We start from the raw sequence: 18,007 nt of genomic DNA, 5'->3' as shown, positions 1-18,007 counted from the left end.
ATCCGGAAGCTGCCGGCGCGGGCCTCGCCGCCCGGTCCCTCGGGGCCGATCTGCCAGGTCCAGCCCTCCGGCGTGCCGGAGCGGGCCGCCAGGGCCCGGGCGAGCCGGTCCGCCCGGAGGATGTGGCTGCGCCAGTAGCTCTCGACGGCGCGCCGCGGCGTCGGCGGGATCAGGGCCCGCGCCAGGGCGTGCCGGAGGACCGGCACGGGGAAGACCGGCGGCAGGGCCCGCTCCAGCCGGGCCCGGGCCTTCGCGTTGCGGAGATCGCGCCAGCTCGCTGTCGTCATGCCCCTCCGCTGCTACCAGGCGCGGGCCCGGGCGGCGATGACGCCGCCGCCACAGGGCCGTGCCATCGTCCCGGCGCGCGCTGTGTTTCCCGTGAAACATCGGCGTTCGGTCCGGCGGCGGACGAGCCCGATGGGCGTCCCCCGAAGAGCGACCGGATTCACGCCTGTCCAACGAACGAGCGCAGCGGGCCGGACACCGACGCACCTCCCTCAACCCCTCTGGGGGCTACCGGATTCACACGTCTCAGGCTGACACGACCATCTCGAAACGGAGGCGCCGTTCCCCTCCCCGCAAGCGCGCGCGATCCCGGGCAAGCCCGGGACCGCCAGGGGAGGAGAGCGCGTCGCGCCTCGCAGCAAGTGATGCGCGGATCCCTCCGCCACGGCCGGGCGGGGACCGCCGAAGGGGTCGGGAACGGCCCTACTGACGCAGCGGCTCCGGCTTCTGGCCGTCGGGGAGAATCGCGCGCAGGTGATCGTGGACCATGTCGGCCGTGAACGGCTTGCCGATGAAGCGGGCGCCCTCGGGCATGTCGCCCGGCCCCGGCTGCACCTGTCCGGACGCCACCACGATGGCGATGTGCGGCCATTGGCTGGCGGTCTCGCGCGCGACCGCGAAGCCGTCCCGCGAACCGGGCATCTGCACGTCGGTGAACAGCAGCACGATCAGCGCCTGCTCCCGGGCGAGCAGGGCCATCGCGGCATCCCCGTCGCTGGCCTCGAAGGTGCGGAACCCGGCCTCCGCCAGGATGTCCATCGCGTCCATGCGGATGAGGCCGTCATCGTCGACGACGAGGGCGTAGGGTGCCGGCGGCGGGACTGTATCGTTCATCCCCCACCAAGTCCGAACACGCGCGAAAGGTCCGCGGCGCGCCCCGGGGATCGACCCCCGCCGGTGTCATTTCGGGTATGCGACCTCGGTGCCCTCGCCGACCCGGGCGAGCAGATCGTCCAGGCGGAACGCGCACATCTCGGCCAGGGTGGCCCTGTGCTCGGCCTGGATGACGCGGAACTCGGCCTCCATGCAGCGCACGACGACCCGTTCGTAATCCGAGGAGATCTCCGCGAGGGCGCGCTCCAGGTCGGCGTTCCGGCGATCCATCCGCGACAGGTGGGATTCGAGCTCCCGGATCGTCTCGTTCTTGAGGGTGCGGTCCTCGTAGACGCGCCGGAACAGCCCGGTCGCCCGCCGCTGAACCATGTCGCGCCACGACCAGAACCCCCGGATCTGATCCCCGGCCTGCTGGATGAGCGCCAGCGTCCGGACCGGATCGACGACGCGGAAGGCGGCGTGGGAACCCTGCGCCTGAGGGATCGCCCCGCCGATCTCGTCGGATTCCATGATCGTCGGCCGCGCCATCGTCGCAGGGGGACCGCGGCTACTCGGCGTCTTCGGCGGGGCTGGCCACCGGCGCGAGCTTGACGCGGGATCCGAAGGCCTCGACCGCGGCGTCGTGGAGACGCACGAGCCATTCCTCGGCCTCCGTCGCCCGCGCCTCCGCCAGCCGGGCCCGCTCCTCGGACCGTGCCAGGTTCTGCGCCCCCGTGGCGATCTCCTGCTCCAGGCGCCGGATCTCGAGATCGGCCTGCGCGACGACCTGGGCCAGCTGCGCCTCCAGCTCGGACGCCCGCTCCTCGCCGACCCGGATCGCCTCGCTGGCCTCGCGGATCAGGTCGACCGCCGAGGCCCATTCGCGGGTGGGGATGCCGACCGCGTTCGGGCTGTCGGTCGTGACGACCGCCCCGTTCCGGCTCTCGAGACCCAGGAAGCTCACCACCTTCTCGGGGGACGCATCCGCCTTCGCCTGCCACGCGCGCATCATCACATTCGGGCTTCCGTTGTAGGACGCGTCGATCGGGGCCCTATCGCTCATCGTTCGAACCTCTCACAGGACCGCATCGGATCAGCCGGCCGTGCCGGGCGATGTGAACGGGTGCACATTGCTCGACGCCTCGGGTTCCGGCTGCGCGGCGAAGTCCTGCCCCGACGGCAGGCCCTCGCCCGCCCCGTCCGGCTTGCGCCATCCGCGACCGGAGCGCTTGAGCGCCTCGTACTGCTTCTGAAGCGTCGTCCGGGTCTCGCGGGCGATGTCGAGGGCGCCCTGGACCAGGGCGCGCTCGGAGCGCTCGTTCTGCAGATCCTCGGAGAGGCGCCGGTTCGCGGCCTCGAACTCGATCCGCGCGGCCTCCTGCCGGTGGGTCAGCTGCTCGATCCGCTCGGTCAGGGCGGCGTTGCGGGCCGCCGCCTGCTCCAGGGCGGCGTCCTTGGCGGCGAGCGCCTTGCCGAGCATCTCGCAGCGCGAATCGAGGTCGCTGCGGGCGCGCTGCATCTCGACGAAGCGCTCCGTCTGCCGGGACAGGTCGTCCTGGATGGTCTCGAGCCGCCGTTCCGCCGTGACGCGGGCGATGTTGGTTTCCTTGAAGGTGCGTTCCGCGAGCCGGTGCGCCTCGTCCCGCTCGCGCAGCTGCGCCCGGGCCTGGCCGAGCAGCTGCTCGTTCGAATCCGCCCGGTTGGCGGCGGCCTCCAGCTTCATCGCGAGGGCCGAGCGCTCGGTGCGCAGGGCGGTGGCATCCGCCTCGAACTGGGCCTCGATGCGGACGCGGGCCGAGGTCTCGGCGGCGAGCTGGCCTTCGGCGGCGCGCGCCTTCTGGCGCTCGGTCTCGACCGCGGCCTCGACGGTCCGGCACCGGGCCTCCACCTCGCCGAGGCGCAGGGACTGCTCCTCGTTCTGGGCCCGGAGCCGCCGGTTGTCCTGTTCGAAGGCCGCCAGGGTCTCGCGCGCCTCCAGCCGGTCGTGCTCCGAGCGCGTGAGGGCGCTGTCGGCGGCCTGGGCCTCCGCCCGCAGGGCCTTGCCCTCGGCGACCAGCGCCTTGCTCTGCTCGATCTCGGCGGCGAGGCGGCGCTCCAGATTCTCGGAGGCCAGCACCCTGTCCCGCAGCTCGACCCCCTGGGCGGCCAGGGCGGCCTCCCGGGCGTGCAGCAGCTCCTCCGCCCGGGCCACCCGCGCCGTGGCATCGGAGAATTCGTTCGTCAGGATCGAGATGCGGGCCGAGAGTTCGGCGGCCTCCAGCCGGACCGCCTTGCCGGTCTGGAATTCCTGGGCCAGCGAGGTCTCCAGCTCGGCGATGCGCATGCTCGCCCGCGGGAGCTCGTCGCTGATGCTGACGATGGGCTCCAGGATCGAGACGAAGTCGTCCTGGAGGGAGCGGATGTCCTCCAGCCGGTCGACCATGGCGTCGATGCGCTGGCGCAGCATCTCGTCGCGCTTGCCGATCGCGTCGAGGGAGGAATGGGATCGGTCGGCCAGGGATGCGCGCTGGCCCGGCGCCTCGGCGGTCGTGCGCACCCGCGCCTGGGGCATCGCCGGCTCGGCCGCCGGCGGCAGCGGCTCGGGCGTGCCGTCCGGCGCGGAAAGCATGTTACGGAAAGACGACCACGCCATTAAACAAACTCTCCCGCGCCCTCAATCCGAGGAAATTAACTAATCTTAAACCTGTTAGACTGTCGAGTCGGTTTTTGCATTTTACTTCGTACTGCACAGGGTGAGACTAGAGCATCGTGCCGGTTCCGGTTCCCGGAACCATGGGCTCGGGCGCAATTGCATAGGGATCGCGGGCGGGCGAAGGCCTCCGGCGGGCGGACCGCGCCGCACGATCCGAAAGCCATCCGCCGGGACAGCCGCGGGCGCCTGCGGTTTCGGGAGAAGCTCCAAGGCGCACCACGTCGAGCCTTCCTGATCGCGCAGACCCGGCCCCGGATCGGCCTGTTAACGCGTCATTAACGATTTACCGGACGTTAATAAACCGGTCCATGGCTCGATAACTGAGAAACCGTGGATCGTGGCCGTCCTGTTCAACCGCCGCGCGACGGAACCTGTGTTCAGGGCCACGGGCCGTTCGATGAGGGGTAGGAGGGTGCGGTGACGGCGATAGTCTTGGCGGCGCTGGCCGCCGAACCCCAGCGCGAGGACCGGCGGCGCTACGCGCCCCAGCTCCTCCTGGCCCTGGGCTGGTTCGGCCTGTTCGCCTATTGCGCCACCTACCTGACCGAGGACATGCCGTTCCGGACTTCGGCGACGCCGGCCATCGGGGAACCGCTGCTGGATCAGCCGGAGGACCTGCCGCGTCGCGTGATCGCCTTCGCCCCGCCGGAACAGCCGGCCAGCGCACCGTCGACGCTCGCGGCCCCCGCGGCGGCACCGGCGACCGAACCGGCGGCCCCGGCCGTCACGGTGCAGCCCGCCGCGGCGCCGGCATCCCCCCGCCCGGCCCCGGCCGGCGCCGATTATGTCGGGACCTGGGGACCGGCCACCGAGGCCTGCAGCGCCCCGTCGCGCCGCCACGGCTACCTGCAGGCGACGATCACCCCCGAGCGCGCCAGGGCCGGCGACACCATCTGCAATTTCCGCGACGCGCACCGCACCGGCAACGCCTGGTCGATGGCGGCCGATTGCGCGGATCGCGACCGTCGCTGGTCCTCCCATGTCCGTCTCGTGGTCGACGGTGACCGCCTGACCTGGACGAGCGCCTGGGGCACCTCCGCCTATATCCGCTGCAACCGCCGCGCCGGCTGAGGGGCGGCCGGCCCCGCCGGGGGAGGCGCCGGCTCCCGTTTTGCGGGCTCGCGAAGTCACCCGCCGTTTCCGGATAGAGGCGATGGCCGGACCGTCGCGCGCCGCCAGTCAGGCTCGGATCAGGGGCCCGTCGTACCGCCAGCCTGCGCGGGTCCGCCGGATCGCTCTCAGCCGCCGCCGCCGTTACCGCCGGAGCCGCCGCTGCCCGTGGAGCCGACGCGCGACGGCTGATCTTCGTTGCCTGCGGCGGCCGAATCCGTCTCGATCCCGTCGGCGGCGCGGCCGGTGGGCGAGTATGTGAAGGCGTCCTGATCGCCGGTCGAATTGCTCTGACGCGTCACGATTCCGGGGGCCCCGGGCGGCACGATGACCTGGGTGCTGGTCGGCGTCTCGATGACCTGCGCGAAGGCAGGCGTCGCCAGGGCCGCGAGGGCCGCCGTGGCGAGGATGAATCGGGTCACGCAAATCTCCTGGTGCGTCGGACATGCCGGAAAGCTCCGGATGCCTCGACCAACCCGATCCCGGCACCTCGGATCCGCGGACGGTATGCAAGCGTGTACAGAACGTGCGCCTTCGCACGTGATTTACATATGGATACAACGTGTCCATCGGGGAATTATTGATTTACGTCTAATTTTACGCTCAATCCCCCTTGAAAGATCTTTCTCAACACAGGCCGGGGCCGCGGGTTGTTCCGGACGCGCGGCGAAGCTGAGCCATCCCGCCCTGGGACGGCCCCGCCGCGGTCCCCGATACGGCCGGCTAACCGGCGGGCGTCATGCTCCGGCCCGGGTCGCCCCGCGGGGTGGCTCATGCGGGTGAAGTCGGACGTCCGCCCTCCTCCGGGCGGGGCGGCCGCATGCGTCGAGGAGGCGCCCGATGTCGGATCCGAACGGACAGCAGCTCTCGGACGAGGAACTCGACCGGCTGGCACGCAAGCTGTTCGCGGAAGTCCGGGCCGAGAGTCCCGAGGCGAAGGCGGGACGCGCCCTGGAAACCGCCGGTGCGGTGGCCGGCGAGGTGATCCCCGGCCTCCCCGACTGGCTCCTGTCGGCGGGCGGCGACGCGGATGAGAGCGACGGCTGATCGGGGCGCGTCTCCTCAGGCGCCCGTCCGGCTAGCCACGAACCAGTCAAGACCCGCGCCGCCGAGCCGGCGCTCATCGGGCAGGACGGTGCGTCAACCGCCCGGACTGTGCAGGCCCCGCGCCGTGAGCACGGACCGGAGGGCCTTCGCGAGCCCGTCCGCGGTGAAGGGCTTGCGCAGAAAGCCCGCCCCCATCGGCATCGCGCCCTCCTCCGGCCACGCCAATCCGGACACGATCAGGATGGCACGCTCGGGCCAGCGCGCCGCCACGGCCTTGGCCAGGGTGAAGCCGCTCAGCGGCTCGCCCGGAAGGTCAACATCCGCCACCAGGGCGATGAGTTCGGGCCGGGCCGCCAGATGGGCCTGCGCCACCTCGACGGTGGCGGCCTCGGCAACCGCGAAGCCCGCATCGCGCAGGGAAGCGGCCGCCTCCATGAGCTGCACGGGGTCGTCCTCGACCAGCAGCACGGCGGGCTGCGGTGCAAACGCGTCCGCCATTGAGAATCTCCCTGCGACCGGTGCCGCATCAACGCGGCCGGGCCCGATTGGCCCACGCGCGTCCGGTCACGTTGCCGTGGCGGTCCGGCGGACACGGCGCGCCCGAGCCGGGTACGCCGTGTCCGCCCGCGCCGGTCAGGCGGCGTCCGGCATGCGGTCGAGGAGCTTGTCCAGGGTGATCGGGTAGTCCCGGACGCGGATGCCGGTGGCGTTGTAGACCGCGTTCGCCACCGCGGCGGCGATCCCCGAGATGCCGAGTTCACCCACGCCCTTCGCCTTCATGGGCGAGGACATCGGATCGACCTCGTCGAGGAAGATAACCTCCTGGTGCGGGATGTCCGCGTGGACCGGCACCTCGTAGCCGGCGAGATCGTGGTTGGCGAAGAAGCCGCGCTTGGCGTCGACCGCCAGCTCCTCCATCAGGGCCGCGCCCGTGCCCATGACCATCCCGCCGATCACCTGGCTGCGGGCCGATTTCGGGTTGAGGATCCGCCCGGCCGCGCAGACCGCCAGCATCCGCCGGACCCGGACCTCCGCGGTATAGAGGTCCACGCCGACCTCGACGAAATGGGCGCCGAAGGTCGATTGCTGCTGCACCTTGGAGATGTCGCCGAACTCGATCGTATCCTCGGCCACCAGCTCGCCGCCGGCGGCGGCCTCGGCGAGGGGGATCGCTCGGTTGCCCGACCGGACCTCGCCGTCCTCGAACACCGCGTCGGTGGCGTTGAACCCGAGCTTCTGCGCCACCGCCTCCCGGAGCTTCACGCAGGCCGCGTAGACGCCGGCGGTGGACGAGTTGGCGCCGAACTGCCCGCCCGAGCCGGAGGAGGTCGGGAAGTCCGAATCGCCCAGCCGCGCCACCACCCGGTCGAGGGGCACGCCCATCATCTCGGCGGCGGTCTGGGCGATGATCGTGTAGCTGCCGGTGCCGACATCGGTCATGTCGGTCTCGACCGTGACGGTGCCGCTGGCATCGAGGCGCACCCGGGCGCCCGACTTCATCACCATGTTGTTGCGGAATGCCGCCGCCATGCCGATGCCGACGAGCCACTGCCCGTCCCGCACCTGCCCGGGCTTCGGATTGCGCTTGCCCCAGCCGAACCGCTCCGCGCCGAGCTTGAGACAGCCGACGAGGTCGCGGTGCGAGAAGCGGCGGTCCGGCTGGTTCGGATCGACCTGGGTGTCGTTGCGGATGCGGAACTCCACAGGATCGAGGCCGAGTTTTTCCGCCATCTCGTCCATGGCGATTTCGAGCACCGCTAGGCCCGGGGCCTCGCCGGGGGCCCGCATGGCGTTGCCCTCGGGCAAATCGAGATGGGCGAGCTTCATGGCGGTCAGGCGGTTCGCCCCCGCGTAGAGGAGCTTGGTCTGGTTCACCGCCGTCTCGGGGTCGCCGTCGGGCAGGTTGCCCGAAATGCTCTCGTGGGCGATGGCCGTGATGGTGCCGTCCTGCGTGGCGCCGATCCGCACGCGCTGGATCGTGGCCGGCCGGTGGGTGGTGTTGTTGGCGATCAGGGGCCGCGTCAGCGCCACCTTCACGGGCCGCCCCGCCGCCTTGGAGGCGAGGGCCGCCAGCACCGCGTCGGCGCGCACGAACAGCTTGCCGCCGAAGCCGCCGCCGACATAGGGCGCATCGAGCCGGACCTTCGCCTTGGGCAGATCCAGCATCTTGGCGATGCTGCCATGGCCCCAGCCGATCATCTGGTTGGCGGTCCAGAGCGTGACCCGGTCGCCGTCCCAGGCCGCCAAGGTGGCGTGGGGCTCCATCATGGCGTGGCTCTCGTCGGCGGTCGTGTAGGCCGCGTCGAGGGTCACGGGGGCCTGCGCGAAGGCGCCCTCGAAATCCCCGACCCGCTCCTCGCCGTCGCCGCCGCTGCCCTCGCCGCTCTCGGCCGGGACCGGCTCGGCCCCCGCCGCCTCGGCGGCGAGGTCGAACTTGCCCGCCTCGGGGGCGTACTCGACCTGGACCAGGAAGGACGCCGCCCGGGCCTGCTCGAAAGTCTCGGCCACCACCACGGCGATCGCCTGGTGGTAGTGCTGGATCACGTCGCCGCCGAACAGGTAGGCGACGTTCATGACGCCGCGCTCGACCCGGGGCGTGTCGAGGGTGGTGACGATCGCGATCACGCCGGGGGCCTGCCGGGCCGAAGCGGTGTCGATGCGGCGCACGCGGCCCTTGGCGATGCCGGCGCCGAGCACGTAGCCGTAGGCGGCGTCGGGCGCGACGTCGTTGCGTTCGTAGGCGTAGGGGGCGGTGCCGGTGGTCTTGTACTTGCCGTCGATGCGGTCGGTGGGCTGGCCCACGACCTTGAGCCGGTCGATGGGGTTCTGGCCGGCGGGGGTGTCGAATTTCATGGCTCAGGCCCTCGCTTGGTTGAGCGCGGCGCCGAGGGTTCGCTCGGCGAGCTTCAGCTTGTAGGCGTTCTCGTGGGTGGGCCCGGCCTCGGCGAAGACCCGGTCGGTCACGGCCTTGGCGCCCTTGGGCAGATCGGCCTCGGCCGCCTCGACCCGCCAGGGCTTGGGGGCGACGCCGCCGAAGGCGACGTGGCCGCTGCCGTCCTTGCGCAGGATCGCCGCCACCGAGACCAGGGCATAGGCGTAGGAGGCCCGGTCGCGGACCTTGCGGTAGATATGCGTGCCCGCCACCGGCTCGGGCAGCGTCACCGCGGTGATCAGCTCGCCGGGCTTCAGGGTCGTGTCGCGCTGGGGTTCGTCGCCGGGCAGGCGGTGGAACTCGGCGATCGGGATTTTTCGCGCGGTGCCCTCGGCATCGATGGTCTCGACCGTGGCGTCGAGCACGCGCATGGCCACCGCCATGTCGCCGGGATGCGTGGCGATGCAGGCCGCGCTCCCGCCGATCACCGCGAGCTGGCGGCTCACGCCGTCGAGCGCCGAGCAGCCGGAGCCCGGCTGGCGTTTGTTGCAGGCCTGGGCGGTGTCGTAGAAATACGGGCACCGCGTGCGCTGGAGCAGGTTGCCGGCGGTGGTCGCCTTGTTGCGCAGCTGCCCCGAGGCGCCGGCGAGCAGCGCCCGGGCGAGCACCCCGTAATCCCGGCGCACCCGCGGATGGGCGGCGAGGTCGGTGTTGCGCACCAGGGCGCCGACGCGCAGGCCGCCCTCCGCGGTCGGCTCGACCGTGTCGAGGCCGAGCCCGTTCACGTCGACGAGGTGGCGCGGGGTCTCGATCTGCAGCTTCATCAGGTCGAGGAGATTCGTGCCCCCGGCGATGAACTTGGCCTCCGGCGTGCCGGCGACGGCGGCGGCCGCCGCGGCGGGGGAGTCTGGGCGCTCGTAGGTGAAGGACTTCATGCCGACCTCCCGGCAACCTCGGTCATTGCCTCGACGATATTGGAATAGGCGCCGCAGCGGCAGATGTTGCCGCTCATGCGCTCGCGGATCTCGGCCTCGGTGACCGTGGGCGCGGCCTCGAGGTCGGCGGTCACGTGGCTCGGGATGCCGGCCCGGATCTCGTCGAGGACGGCCACCCCCGAGCAGATCTGGCCCGGGGTGCAGTAGCCGCACTGGTAGCCGTCGTGCTTCACGAAGGCGGCCTGCATCGGGTGCAGGGCGTCGGGCTGCCCGAGACCCTCGATCGTGGTGATCTCGGCGCCCTGGTGCATGACCGCCAGGGTCAGGCACGCGTTGATGCGCCGCCCGTCCACGATCATCGTGCAGGCGCCGCACTGGCCGTGGTCGCAGCCCTTCTTGGAGCCGGTCAGGTGCAGATGCTCGCGCGCCGCGTCGAGCAGGCTGGTGCGGGTGTCGAGTTCGAGGTCCCGGCGCTGGCCGTTCACCGTGAAGGTGACCTTGGCCAGGACCGGCGCGTCGGTCGGTGCAGGTGTCCGTGCGGACGTGTCCGCGGCCCAGGCGCCGGCGCCCTCGGGCGCGGCGGCGGTAGCTCCCAGCATCAAGTCTCTCCGGTTCAGATCGCGATGGCGCGGGCGGCGCAACTCCCGCACCCGCGCGCACGGCGGGATGCGCGGGGAAACCCCCGACACCCTGGATTTGCTCCAAGGTAGGGGATACAGGCGCCGCGATCAGGGGTCAGGGTCCGCCTGGGCCCATCCGTCGCGCCCATGATGCGCTAGGCGCAGGGCGGCGCCGGGATGCGCGGCGGCCAAACGAAAGGGGCCGGCCCGAAGGCCGGCCCCGAGGGCGGGATCGCCGGGGAGCGGTTACTCGGCCGCCGTCATCTCGGGGGTGTAGTGGCCGCACCAATCGGCAGAGGCGACCACCGGCCACAGGCCCTTCGACTCGGGCGCGGGCTGGCTGACGGGCGGGTTGAAGCGGCACAGGCCGGCATCGTTCTGGGCGACGCCCCCGTTGCCCTTGTGCTCGTCGAAGAAACGGCAGGTCTCACACTTCGCGTTCATGATCAGACTCCCGTGAGGCCGGCGGCCTGGGGCCGCCCGGTCCGGCATTCCGAGGACCGCTCTAAATTTAGAAACGATCCAATCTGATCAACCAACGGCGGAACGCACCGCCGGTTCCCCGGAGGCCGGTCAGAACGGGCGGTGGACGGCGTGCCGGGGCGGGAGCGGGCGGGCGGCCGATCAGGCGCGGCCGTCGCAGGGCTCCGCGGCGAAGCCCGCGAGGAGTTGCTGGAGTTCGTCCTCCTGGACGAGGCGGGCCGCGTCCTCCGGGGCGAACCAGCGCAGGGTCCGCTGGTCCTGCTCCGGCCAGCGCGCGTGCTGGGCCTCCACCCGCAGCGGGTAGACGCGCACCTTGCAGGGCAGCGCGCGGCCGTCGGCGAGGCGCTTCTCGTAGCGATACCAGCCGACCGGATCCGCCGCGATCTGCCCGATCAGGCCGGCCTCTTCGAACGCCTCCCGCTCGGCGGCCCGATGCGCCTTGCGGCCGGACATCGGCCAGCCCTTGGGGATGATCCAGCGTCCGGTATCCCGCGAGGTGATCAGCAGCACTTCGATCTGACCGTCCGGACCGACACGGAACGGCAATGCCGCAACCTGCTTGAGCGGTTTGGCCCGCGCCTTCCGGAGCAGCCTTCTCAGACCGGACTGTTTCGATGCCGTCTTCAGCGCGGACCTCAAGGATATGAACGCGTGGATTTGCTGACGCCGATTGTGCATTCTATCGACGTTTGGCATGTTTACATAGATAAAGATTTTGGCTTTACATCTATGTCCGGTCGTTAGGGAGCCATGTCCGTAACGCCGAGCGCGAAGCCAGGAGCGCCCCTTGCCGTGCGGCGGTTTGTCCGCGAAAGCTCTCGCCCCCAACGACACCGAGTCACGGCATGGCTGTCGAGATCGAGCGCAAATTCATCGCGAGTCCGGCCGTCCTGCCGCTCTGCGAGTCGGGAACGCCGTTCGTTCAGGGCTATCTCTTCACCGACGCCGCCAACACCATCCGCATCCGCAAAGCGGGCGAGCGCATGCTGGTCACGTGGAAGAGCCCGCGGCGGGGCGCCTGCCGCGAAGAGGTCGAGTTCGCCATCGCGCCGACGGACGGCGCGACGCTGCTGGCCCGCGTGCCGGCCGACCGGCGCCTGGAGAAGACCCGCTTCCGGGTCGAGCATGCCGGGGCCACCTGGGACGTCGACGTCTTCGGCGGCGCGCTCTCGGGTCTGATCCTGGCGGAGATCGAACTCGAACGCGAGGACCAGCCCGTGGTGCTGCCGCCCTGGGTCGAGCGGGAGGTCACGGGCGACGCACGCTACCGCAACTCGCGCCTGGCCGGGGGCACGATGCCGGACCGGCCGGCCGCCGAGTCTCGAGTGATCGAGTCTCCGACAATCGAGTCTCCGGCGAGCGAAGAACCCGGCGGCCCCGTTCCGACGGGATGCCGCGGGGCCTGATCACCGGCGATCCGACGGCGTCCGCTCAGCGGGCGTAGGGCGGGAGACGGCGCTTCCAGCGCTCGCCGAGCCTGAGCTCCTTCGTCCGGCGCCAGGGCGCGGGACGCGGCATCAGCTCTTGAGCGGGTCCGGCCGGATCCGTGAGTCCGGGCAGCGCGGCGATCGGATCGAGCCGGATGGCGGCCGGGCGAGCCTCCGGGACCGGCTGCGCCGCGGGGATCTCCCGGGCGGGCTGCGCCAGCGCAGGGGCCTGTTCGCGCCGGGGCCGGCGCGGGCGGGGCGTCGGCTCGACTTCGATCTGCGGTTCGGCCGTGTTCTCGAACATGGGGACGAGGCTCGGCAGGACGCGGCGGGCCGGTGCCTCCGGCTCCTTCGGCTCCGGCCGCGGGGCCGGCGCCGCCTCGAAGGGCGGCCGCACCGGCTTCGTCTCGGCCTGGACCAGTTCCTGCCACAGAACCTTGGCCGGCCGCGTCTGCGGATCGGCGTCGGTCGGTGCTGTGCGCTGGGTCCGGGCGTGCTTGACTTCGACCATAAATGGCCGCGCGCTACGGCGCTTCATGTATAACGATCCTTGGAAGCATTCGAGCCGCGACGTCGGCGGCACGAACACACTTAGGTTAAGCCTGATCTCGGGAGATGTCCAGAAAGACGAATCCGTATCCGTTGGATTTCTTTGTTCGGACAACGAGAGCGGCGGCGGTGGACCGCCGCGCGTCCGGATCGATCAGGCGGCGCGCATCGCCGCCGAATCCGCCCGGGCCTGCACCGGCCCGGGGAGACCGGCGGCGAACAGGGATTGATAGAGCGCCGCCGGCGACCGGGCCCGGCCGCTCCCGTCGGTGATCGTCACCTCGGCCATGCCGGCCGCGATCAGACTCATGCCCTGGTCGAGGGCGTTGAGGACGGAGGCGTGCTGATAGGCGAACCGGCGCGCGGCGAGGCGTGCGGAGACCGTGAAATTCATGGCGCTGCGTGATCCTGGGAACCCCGTCCGGTCACCGGACCGGATGGCAGCGGCGATTTGCCGGCCGGGATCGCGTCCGAGGGACGTCCAGACCGTCGGGCTCGACCGCTCCGACCCCGTGAGCGCAAATAAAGTCTTTCTGTTGACAAAACATTGTCCTAACCGCCAACGGCGCGCGAAAGTCGATCTTATCGGGACCAATAAAGTGTTTGTGTTCTTCCGACCGGCCGCACGGGGCACGGGCCGCGGCGGAGGGAGTCGTCCCGATGCGACACCGTGTACCGTGGGGCGCGTCCCCTGGCCCGGTGCGTGCTACGATCCGGCGGACCTCACCGGGGCGGACAGGCGGGCATGCACAACAGACGATCCTTCATGGCCCTGTCGGGCGCGGCGCTGGCCGCCCCGGCGCTGGCGCAGGGCACGGCCGCGCGGGTGCTCAAGTTCATCCCGCAGGCCGATCTGACGGTGCTCGATCCGATCTGGACCACCGCCTACGTGACCCGGAACCACGGGCTCGCGGTGTTCGACACGCTCTACGGCACGGATGCCGCCTACGCGGCCCAGCCGCAGATGGTCGCCGGCCACACGGTCGAGACCGACGGCCGGCTCTGGCGCCTGACGCTGCGGCCCGGGCTGATCTTCCACGACGGCACCCCCGTGCTCGCCCGGGACTGCGTGGCCAGCATCGCCCGCTGGGGCAAGCGCGACGCCATGGGCCAGACGCTCATGGCCTATACGGACGAACTCTCGGCCCCCGACGACCGGACGATCCAGTTCCGGCTCAAGAAGCCCTTCGCGCTGCTGCCGGACGCGCTCGGCAAGATCGGCTCCTCGATCTGCGCCATCATGCCGGAGCGCCTCGCAAGGACCGACCCGTTCACCCAGGTGACCGAGATGGTCGGCAGCGGCCCGTTCCGCTTCAAGGCCGACGAGCGGGTGGTCGGCGCCCGGGTCGTCTACGAGCGCTTCGACAAATACGTCCCCCGTGAGGGCGGCACGCCGCAATGGACCTCCGGTCCCAAGCGCGCCTTCGTCGACCGGGTCGAGTGGCAGGTCATCCCCGACCAGGCCACCGCCGCCTCGGCCATGCAGACCGGCGAGATGGACTGGTGGGAGCAGCCGCCGGCCGATCTCGTGCCCACCCTCGGGAGCCTGACGACGCGCATCATCGATCCGACCGGCCTGATCGGCTGCCTGCGGATGAACCAGCTCCAGCCGCCCTTCGACAATCCGGCGATCCGGCAGGTGCTGCTGAAGGTGCTCGACCAGACCGACTTCATGCAGGCGGTGACCGGCACCGACCCCAAGCTGATCCACGTGCCGACCGGCTTCTTCTGCCCCCGGCTGCCGATGGCGAGCGAGGTCGGCCTCGACGCGCTGACGCGCCCGCGCGACGACGCGGCCGCCAAGGCGGCGCTGGCGGCGGCCGGCTACAAGGGCGAGAAGGTGGTGCTGATGGGCGCCTCCGACTTCCCGAGCCTGAAGGCGCTCGCCGACGTGGCGGACGACATGCTCACCCGGGCCGGCTTCAACGTCGACTACCAGATCATGGATTGGGGCTCGGTGGTGCAGCGGCGCGCCAAGAGGGACCCGGTCGCCCAGGGGGGCTGGAGCGCCTTCTGCACCTTCTGGGCGGGGCTCGACCAGGCCAACCCGGCGGTGAGCGCCTTTTTGCGCGGCACCGGCGCGAGCGCCGCGATCGGCTGGCCGACCAGCGCGACGATCGAGGCGCTGCGGGACCGGTGGCTCGACGCCCCCGACACCGCCGCGCGCAAGGCCCTCGCCGACGACCTGCAGCGTCAGGCCTTCGCCGACCTGCCCTACCTGCCGCTCGGGCAGTACTTCAACCAGACCTCGTACAAGCCGTCGCTGACCGGGGTGCTCGACGGCGTGCCGGTGTTCTGGAACGTGAAGATGGGCTGAGGTGGGACGGCCCGGGCGTCCACCCGGGATCGGACGATCCCGGTGGCGAGGGGCCCGTGACGTCTTACGGGCGCAGGGGGAGCCCTATAGGCGCTCAGGCTAGCCTTGAAACGGCTCGGAAACGCCGCGCGCGCGATGACGGGGCGGGTCTCGGGTCGGGGGCGGACAGGTCGAGCGCCGAACACCGTGAGAGGGCTGGGCATGCCGCCCTCTGGACACCCACGATCGCGCGTCGATGGGTAACGGTATCCGCGTGGGGACCCGATAAGCGGCGCGCGCGTCGTCGACGGTGATGTCGGCGCTCGAAGACGCCGCATCGGACCGGAAGCGTCTCACGGGACTCCCGCCGCGCGCTTCCCAGCCACACCGGGACCGGGTTAAGCAGGACCGGCACAGGTCACCGCCAGAGCTGACCGGCCCGCGAGGAAGCCCCAGACGGGCCCGCCGTTCCCGCCGTCTCCGCGGTGGTGGTGGGCACCCTCCGAGCCTGCGCGGGCCCGGCCGTGATCTGGATCGGTCCGGACCCACCACGCGCGACGAGGACAGGCCCCATGACCGGCCCCATCACAGGCTCCCTGGACGAGACCGCCCTGGAACGCGCGGCGATGCGCCGGATCGGCTGGCGGCTCGTGCCGTTCCTGATCCTCGCCTACTTCGTCTCCTTCCTGGACCGGGTGAATGTCGGCTTCGCGGCGATCCAGATGAACCACGCGGTCGGCCTGACGGCCACGGTGTTCGGCTGGGGCGCCGGGATCTTCTTCCTCGGCTATTTCCTGATGGAGATCCCCAGCAACCTGATGCTGGAGCGCTTCGGGGCGCGGCTCTGGATCGCCCGAATCATGGCGACCTGGGGGGTGATCTCCGCCGCCATGGCCCTGGTGCAGGGCCCGTGGTCCTTCGTCGGCCTGCGCTTCCTGCTCGGCGTGGCCGAGGCCGGGTTCTTCCCCGGCGTGATCCTCTACCTGACCTACTGGTTCCCCTCCGCCTATCGGGCGCGGATCATCGGGATCTTCATGATCTCGATCCCGATCTCGTCGTTCCTCGGCTCGCCGATCTCCGGGGCGCTGCTCAACGTGAACGGTCTGGGTCTCGCCGGCTGGCAGTGGCTGTTCATCCTCGAAGGCGTTCCGGCGTTGCTGATGGCCGTCGCGGTCCTGCGGCTGCTGCCGGACGGGCCGCGGGACGCGGCCTGGCTCCCGGCCGAGGAGCGCGACTGGCTGGAGCGGCGGCTCCAGGCCGAGGCGGCGCGCAACACCCGGGACGGACAGGCGGCGAAGCCGCCGCTCCGGGAGGTGCTCCGCGACCGGCGGCTCGCCCTGTTCGCGGCGATCTATTTCGGATCGACGGCGAGCAGCTACGGGCTGTCGTTCTGGACGCCGCAGATCGTGAAGAGCTTCGGCCTCGGCAATGTCGAGACCGGCCTCCTGAACAGCATCCCGTACGGCTTCGCCTCGGTGGCCATGATCCTCTGGGGCCGCCACAGCGACAAGACCGCCGAGCGGCGCTGGCACCTCGCCCTGTCATTCCTGATCCTGGCGCTGGGGCTCGCGGGCGGCACTTTCCTCACGGGGCTCGGCCCGGTGGTGGCGGCGCTGACCGTGGCGGCGGTCGGCGTCTACATGCTCAAGGGTCCGTTCTGGGCATTGGCCACGGAGCAGATGCCGCCCGCCACGGCGGCGGCGAGCATCGCGGCGATCAACGCGGTCGGCAATCTCGGCGGTTTCCTCGGCCCCTACCTGATCGGCGCGATCAAGGACGGGACCGGCAGCTTCACCCTGAGCCTCCTGCCCCTGGTGGTGTTCGCCCTGCTCTCCGCCGGCCTGTCGCTGGTGCCCGGCCGTACCGCCCGGCCGGAGGAGCCCGGCCTGCGGCGCCCGTCGGCCGCCTGACTGGTCGCGCCGGGCCGCAACCGGACAGGATCCGGCCGGATCGCGCCCTCGCCCCTCTGCGGGGGAGGACAGCCGCGGTGTCTCCGACGTGACGTCTCGAATGTAAGGCTTGAATCCGGAGGCCCAATAGCAGCGCGGCCGCCCCCTCTCGGGAACGGCCGCGCTGACGGTCACGTCGATCGGGGGCCCGACGGGGCGGAGGAGATCCGCCCCGTCGGACCGTCCGGATGCCCTTAGTACGAGCCGAACTTGTAGTTCAGGCCGGCGCGGACGACGGCGAACTCGTCGGAGCGGCGGCCGATGCCGCTGCTGTAGACGGCGGGAAAGTTGCTGGCGGCGTTGATGACGAACGCACCCTGGTTGCGGGTGTTGCGGTCGAGGTTGACGTACAGGCCTTCGACCTTGAGCGTCACGGCCGAGGAGCGGAAGAAGTTCAGGAACGACTCGGTGGGGAGCGCGAATTCGACGCCGCCGCCGACCGCGTAGCCGGTGCGGAAGCTGTCGTTGCCGGCGTAGCCGCCGAAGGAGCGGTCGGCGCTGCCCGAGCCGTAGGCGAAGCCGCCGGTGCCGTACACGAGGGTGCGGTCGAAGGCGTAGCCGAGGCGGCCGCGCACGGTGCCGAAGTAGTCGAGGCTCGACAAGCCGCGCGGGTCGGTGACGTAGTAGCCGGGGGCGAGGGCGCCGTTGATGAAGGCGTTGTTCCGGCTGCGGCCGAAGTCGAGGTACTGGGCATCGGCCTCGATGCCGACGACCACTCCCGAGCCCGGGGTGAACTGGTAGTTGTAGCCGATCTGGGCGCCGCCGGAGAAGCAGTCCTGGTTGCGGTTGCCGAAGGTGGCGCTGGGGCCGGCGGCGCCGTAGGTGGCCGGGACGCCGAAGGTGGAGTTGTTGTTGCTGCGGCTGCTGGCATCGAACGCGTAGCCGGCGTTGATACTGATGTAGGCGCTCGTCGAGGTGAGCTCCGGCAC

The 18,007-nt window shown here is 71.1% G+C and carries 19 protein-coding genes and 1 pseudogene; 5 read left to right on the top strand and 15 right to left on the bottom strand.

Features of this window, described 5'->3' with window-relative positions:
- The 5 genes and pseudogenes from MKK69_RS02615 to MKK69_RS02595 form a co-directional block, all read right to left on the bottom strand.
- A pseudogene (locus tag MKK69_RS02615) lies at nucleotides 1-287 on the bottom strand (hypothetical protein); the annotation flags it as partial.
- A gap of 421 nt (nucleotides 288-708) precedes the next feature.
- Entirely contained in the window at nucleotides 709-1,119 is a 411-nt protein-coding gene (locus MKK69_RS02610; protein ID WP_243965214.1) for a response regulator, read from the bottom strand.
- A gap of 66 nt (nucleotides 1,120-1,185) precedes the next feature.
- On the bottom strand, nucleotides 1,186-1,629 hold the full coding sequence (locus MKK69_RS02605) for a hypothetical protein (protein ID WP_243965211.1): 444 nt from the start codon (nucleotides 1,627-1,629) through the stop codon (nucleotides 1,186-1,188).
- A gap of 37 nt (nucleotides 1,630-1,666) precedes the next feature.
- The gene (locus MKK69_RS02600) at nucleotides 1,667-2,161 is read right to left on the bottom strand and encodes a hypothetical protein (RefSeq protein ID WP_243965210.1); all 495 of its coding nucleotides are present in this window, start codon (nucleotides 2,159-2,161) and stop codon (nucleotides 1,667-1,669) included.
- Nucleotides 2,162-2,191: 30 nt separating this feature from the next.
- Complete coding sequence (locus MKK69_RS02595; RefSeq protein WP_243965209.1) at nucleotides 2,192-3,730, bottom strand: chromosome partitioning protein ParA; 1,539 nt, start codon at nucleotides 3,728-3,730, stop codon at nucleotides 2,192-2,194.
- Nucleotides 3,731-4,207: 477 nt separating this feature from the next.
- Here MKK69_RS02595 and MKK69_RS02590 point away from each other — a divergent pair, with 477 nt between their 5' ends.
- Complete coding sequence (locus MKK69_RS02590; protein WP_243965208.1) at nucleotides 4,208-4,861, top strand: peptidase inhibitor family I36 protein; 654 nt, start codon at nucleotides 4,208-4,210, stop codon at nucleotides 4,859-4,861.
- Between the two features lie 167 nt (nucleotides 4,862-5,028).
- Here MKK69_RS02590 and MKK69_RS02585 read toward each other — a convergent pair whose 3' ends face one another.
- Entirely contained in the window at nucleotides 5,029-5,322 is a 294-nt protein-coding gene (locus tag MKK69_RS02585) for a hypothetical protein (protein ID WP_243965206.1), read from the bottom strand.
- A gap of 418 nt (nucleotides 5,323-5,740) precedes the next feature.
- Between MKK69_RS02585 and MKK69_RS02580 the strand changes: the two genes are divergently transcribed.
- Nucleotides 5,741-5,947, top strand: a complete 207-nt coding sequence (locus MKK69_RS02580; protein WP_243965204.1) for a hypothetical protein — start codon at nucleotides 5,741-5,743, stop codon at nucleotides 5,945-5,947.
- Nucleotides 5,948-6,040: 93 nt separating this feature from the next.
- Here MKK69_RS02580 and MKK69_RS02575 read toward each other — a convergent pair whose 3' ends face one another.
- The 6 genes from MKK69_RS02575 to MKK69_RS02550 form a co-directional block, all read right to left on the bottom strand.
- Complete coding sequence (locus tag MKK69_RS02575; protein ID WP_243965202.1) at nucleotides 6,041-6,445, bottom strand: response regulator; 405 nt, start codon at nucleotides 6,443-6,445, stop codon at nucleotides 6,041-6,043.
- 135 nt (nucleotides 6,446-6,580) lie between these two features.
- The gene (gene paoC, locus MKK69_RS02570) at nucleotides 6,581-8,800 is read right to left on the bottom strand and encodes an aldehyde oxidoreductase molybdenum-binding subunit PaoC (protein WP_243965200.1); all 2,220 of its coding nucleotides are present in this window, start codon (nucleotides 8,798-8,800) and stop codon (nucleotides 6,581-6,583) included.
- Nucleotides 8,801-8,803: 3 nt separating this feature from the next.
- Nucleotides 8,804-9,754: an FAD binding domain-containing protein gene (locus MKK69_RS02565; protein ID WP_243965199.1), complete on the bottom strand. Its 951-nt coding sequence runs from the start codon at nucleotides 9,752-9,754 to the stop codon at nucleotides 8,804-8,806.
- On the bottom strand, nucleotides 9,751-10,353 hold the full coding sequence (paoA, locus tag MKK69_RS02560) for an aldehyde dehydrogenase iron-sulfur subunit PaoA (protein ID WP_243965198.1): 603 nt from the start codon (nucleotides 10,351-10,353) through the stop codon (nucleotides 9,751-9,753). The genes MKK69_RS02565 and paoA overlap by 4 nt, the downstream gene beginning before the upstream one ends.
- Nucleotides 10,354-10,620: 267 nt before the next feature.
- Entirely contained in the window at nucleotides 10,621-10,818 is a 198-nt protein-coding gene (locus tag MKK69_RS02555) for a hypothetical protein (protein ID WP_243965197.1), read from the bottom strand.
- 180 nt (nucleotides 10,819-10,998) lie between these two features.
- Nucleotides 10,999-11,403 (bottom strand): NUDIX hydrolase, encoded by a 405-nt coding sequence (locus tag MKK69_RS02550; protein ID WP_313900818.1) that lies wholly within the window; start codon nucleotides 11,401-11,403, stop codon nucleotides 10,999-11,001.
- Between the two features lie 299 nt (nucleotides 11,404-11,702).
- Between MKK69_RS02550 and MKK69_RS02545 the strand changes: the two genes are divergently transcribed.
- Nucleotides 11,703-12,263 carry a CYTH domain-containing protein gene (locus tag MKK69_RS02545; protein ID WP_243965195.1) on the top strand — a complete coding sequence of 187 codons (561 nt, stop codon included), beginning with the start codon at nucleotides 11,703-11,705 and terminating at the stop codon, nucleotides 12,261-12,263.
- Nucleotides 12,264-12,288: 25 nt separating this feature from the next.
- Here the strand turns inward: MKK69_RS02545 and MKK69_RS02540 are convergent, their stop codons facing one another.
- Nucleotides 12,289-12,822 (bottom strand): hypothetical protein, encoded by a 534-nt coding sequence (locus MKK69_RS02540; protein WP_243965193.1) that lies wholly within the window; start codon nucleotides 12,820-12,822, stop codon nucleotides 12,289-12,291.
- 165 nt (nucleotides 12,823-12,987) lie between these two features.
- A complete protein-coding gene (locus tag MKK69_RS02535) occupies nucleotides 12,988-13,227 on the bottom strand; it encodes a hypothetical protein (protein ID WP_243965191.1) in 240 nt (79 codons plus the stop codon).
- Nucleotides 13,228-13,578: 351 nt separating this feature from the next.
- On the opposite strand from MKK69_RS02535, the gene MKK69_RS02530 reads away from it, so the two are divergent.
- Both MKK69_RS02530 and MKK69_RS02525 read left to right on the top strand, forming a co-directional pair.
- Nucleotides 13,579-15,150, top strand: coding sequence for an ABC transporter substrate-binding protein (locus MKK69_RS02530; protein WP_243965188.1), 1,572 nt, complete (start codon nucleotides 13,579-13,581; stop codon nucleotides 15,148-15,150).
- Nucleotides 15,151-15,701: 551 nt separating this feature from the next.
- On the top strand, nucleotides 15,702-17,039 hold the full coding sequence (locus MKK69_RS02525; RefSeq protein ID WP_243965187.1) for an MFS transporter: 1,338 nt from the start codon (nucleotides 15,702-15,704) through the stop codon (nucleotides 17,037-17,039).
- 233 nt (nucleotides 17,040-17,272) lie between these two features.
- On the opposite strand, the gene MKK69_RS02520 is transcribed toward MKK69_RS02525, so the two are convergent.
- A partial coding sequence (locus tag MKK69_RS02520; RefSeq protein WP_243965186.1) for an outer membrane protein occupies nucleotides 17,273-18,007 on the bottom strand: 735 nt, incomplete at its 5' end.

The sequence above is a fragment of the Methylobacterium sp. J-026 genome (genome assembly GCF_022829585.1).
Lineage (GTDB): Bacteria > Pseudomonadota > Alphaproteobacteria > Rhizobiales > Beijerinckiaceae > Methylobacterium.
The sequence above is the reverse complement of the archived record's forward strand: the minus strand, read 5'-3'. Positions and strand labels throughout refer to the sequence as shown.